This is a genomic window from [Clostridium] clostridioforme AGR2157 (genome assembly GCF_000424325.1).
Lineage (GTDB): Bacteria > Bacillota > Clostridia > Lachnospirales > Lachnospiraceae > Enterocloster > Enterocloster clostridioformis_A.
In genome coordinates this window covers 1-2590 of record NZ_AUJR01000116.1, presented here as the reverse complement: position 1 = coordinate 2590, position 2590 = coordinate 1, and the positions used below count along the sequence as shown (strand labels likewise).

The window sequence follows — 2590 nt, the reverse complement described above, 5'->3', positions numbered from 1 at the left end:
GCGCGTCCAGAAGCGTCGCTTGTCATCCACAGGCGGTGCGTGGGCATTTTGGGAATCCGGCTTTGGCAAGCCGGTAAAGAAAAGTATCAAAGACGCTGAAAAAGCGTCGCTTTAGCGTCAGCCGGTTTACCCCGGAGGGAAACCATAAGGGGGACAATAGCGTACCGGAAACGTCGCAAGTTGGGGAAACCATCTACCCACGACTGAGCGGCAAGACGCAACATTGTGAACGAGGAACAAGGCTAAACTGCTTTAAGGGCAGTCCGAGGCGGGATACTCGACCCGGCGGTGTAGGATGGTTGTATTCGCCGTATGTCATAGCGGAATGTGACAGGTATACACAGACCGCAGGATACTTATGACAGCCAGCCGCAGTTAGCGGAAAAGGACGAAAACCCACTCCGACATCACAATACGCTTTTCCCAAAGTGTCTAACTGGAGATTGCCTAAACCGGAGCGCCGGAACCGTCCGGCTATGCGTAATGCCACAAGGCGATAAATTTCAAGGGGTAAAAACCCAAGAAAGATGACGCTGAATATCCGGCATGGCAACGGAGCCTTCGTAGTAGTCCGAGGACGGGAAAGCCGTCTACATGGCGAAGGAAGGCAGGATGTCAACCAACTCATAAAAAGGAAAGGTGCGTGAGGCATTATGAGAAGTCCTGAGAATGTGTTGGAAAGCCTAAAATCCAAGGCGTGTAACCAGAGTTACAAGTACGAGCGGTTATACCGCAATCTGTACAATCCACAATTCTATCTGCTGGCATACCAGCGGATACAGGCGAAACCAGGCAATATGACAGCCGGAACAGACGGCAAGACGATTGACGGCATGGGCATGGCAAGGATAAACACCCTCATAGGAAAAATGCGGGATTTCAGCTATCAGCCCAACCCGGCGAGAAGAACGTATATTCCGAAATCCAATGGGAAAATGCGTCCTCTGGGAATACCGTCATTTGACGATAAACTGATACAGGAGGTGGTACGGCTCATCTTAGAGAGCATTTATGAGCCAACCTTTAGCGACTGCTCCCACGGTTTCCGCATAAACAAGAGCTGCCATACGGCACTCAAATATGTGCAGAAATATTTCACGGGAACAAAGTGGTTCGTTGAGGGGGATATAAAGGGCTGTTTTGACAATGTAGACCATCATGTACTGATTGCTATTCTGCGGAAGCGGATTGCAGACGAACATTTCATCGGTCTGCTCTGGAAATTCCTGAAAGCTGGATATATGGAGGACTGGAACTACCACAATACTTACTCCGGCACTCCGCAAGGCTCTATCATCAGCCCCATCCTTGCAAACATCTATATGAACGAACTGGACAGCTATATGGCAGAATACGCAGAGAAATTCAACTGCGGAAACCGCCGTAAAATCAATCCTGCGTTCAAGAAGAAGTTAGATGTCTGCCGGGGAAAAGAGCAAAGGCTTAAAAGAAATCTCTCTAAAATGAGCGAGGAAGAAAAAGAGGGCTTAATTGCAGAAATCCGGGAACTGCGGCGTAGTCTGAAATCTATACCGTATAGTGACCAGATGGACGACAGCTATAAAAGGATTTGCTATGTCCGATATGCGGATGATTTTCTAATAGGAGTTATCGGCAGTAAGGAGGACGCGGAACAAGTAAAACAAGAGGTAGGATGTTTTATCCGGGAAAAACTTCATCTGGAAATGTCCGAAGAAAAAACATTGATTACCCACGGGCATGACTTTGCAAAGTTCTTGGGATACGAGGTCACAATCGCCAAAGGCGAATATAACAAAAAGACCAAAACGGGAGCTACCAGACGAGTAAACAACGGAAAAGTCCTGCTCTATGTTCCCCATGACAAATGGGTTAAACGACTATTATCTTACAATGCCCTCAAAATCAAATATGATAAGCAGAATGGAAATAAGGAGGTTTGGGAGCCGGTCCGGCGCACTCGCCTGTTGCATCTGGACGATTTGGAAATCCTAAACCAATACAATGCAGAAATCCGTGGATTGTACAACTACTATCGGCTCGCAAATAACGTGACCGTACTCAACAACTTTTACTATGTAATGAGATACAGTATGCTCAAAACTTTTGCCGGAAAGTATCGGACACGAATTAGCAAAATTATCCGCAAGTACCGTCAAGGGAAAGATTTTGTTGTGGAGTATCCGAAGAAAAATGGCAAAGTGGGTAAAGTGCTGTTCTACAACAACGGTTTTTGCCGGAATACCAAAGTGGAAAGCGGCAATCCCGATATAGTAGCAAGAGTAGTTGAGAACTATGGGCGCAACAGCCTGATTAAAAGGCTACAAGCGAACAAATGCGAGTGGTGCGGCGCAGAGAATGTACCGCTCGAAATACACCATGTACGAAAACTCAAAGATTTAAGTGGCAGAAAACAATGGGAAATCGCCATGATTGGGCGCAGGCGCAAGACAATGGCACTCTGTATTGACTGTCACGATAAGTTACACGCAGGGAAATTAGACTGACATCTGGAGAGCCGGATACATCGAGAGGTGTAAGTCCGGTTCGGAGGGGAGTTCTCGGAAACCTGCCATAGCGATATGGCAAGGCGCTGGGTTCTTACCCTACT

General features: G+C 47.3%; 1 protein-coding gene. It reads left to right on the top strand.

What is annotated here, in order from left to right; genetic code table 11:
• Positions 1-653: 653 nt before the first annotated feature.
• Positions 654-2486 carry a reverse transcriptase domain-containing protein gene (locus G614_RS0123780; RefSeq protein ID WP_027643870.1) on the top strand — a complete coding sequence of 611 codons (1833 nt, stop codon included), beginning with the start codon at positions 654-656 and terminating at the stop codon, positions 2484-2486.
• Positions 2487-2590 lie beyond the last annotated feature (104 nt).

Excerpts from the sequence above, each read along its gene's own strand:
- G614_RS0123780 (WP_027643870.1), top strand. The coding sequence starts at position 654 with ATGAGAAGTCCTGAGAATGTGTTGGAAAGCCTAAAATCCAAGGCGTGT.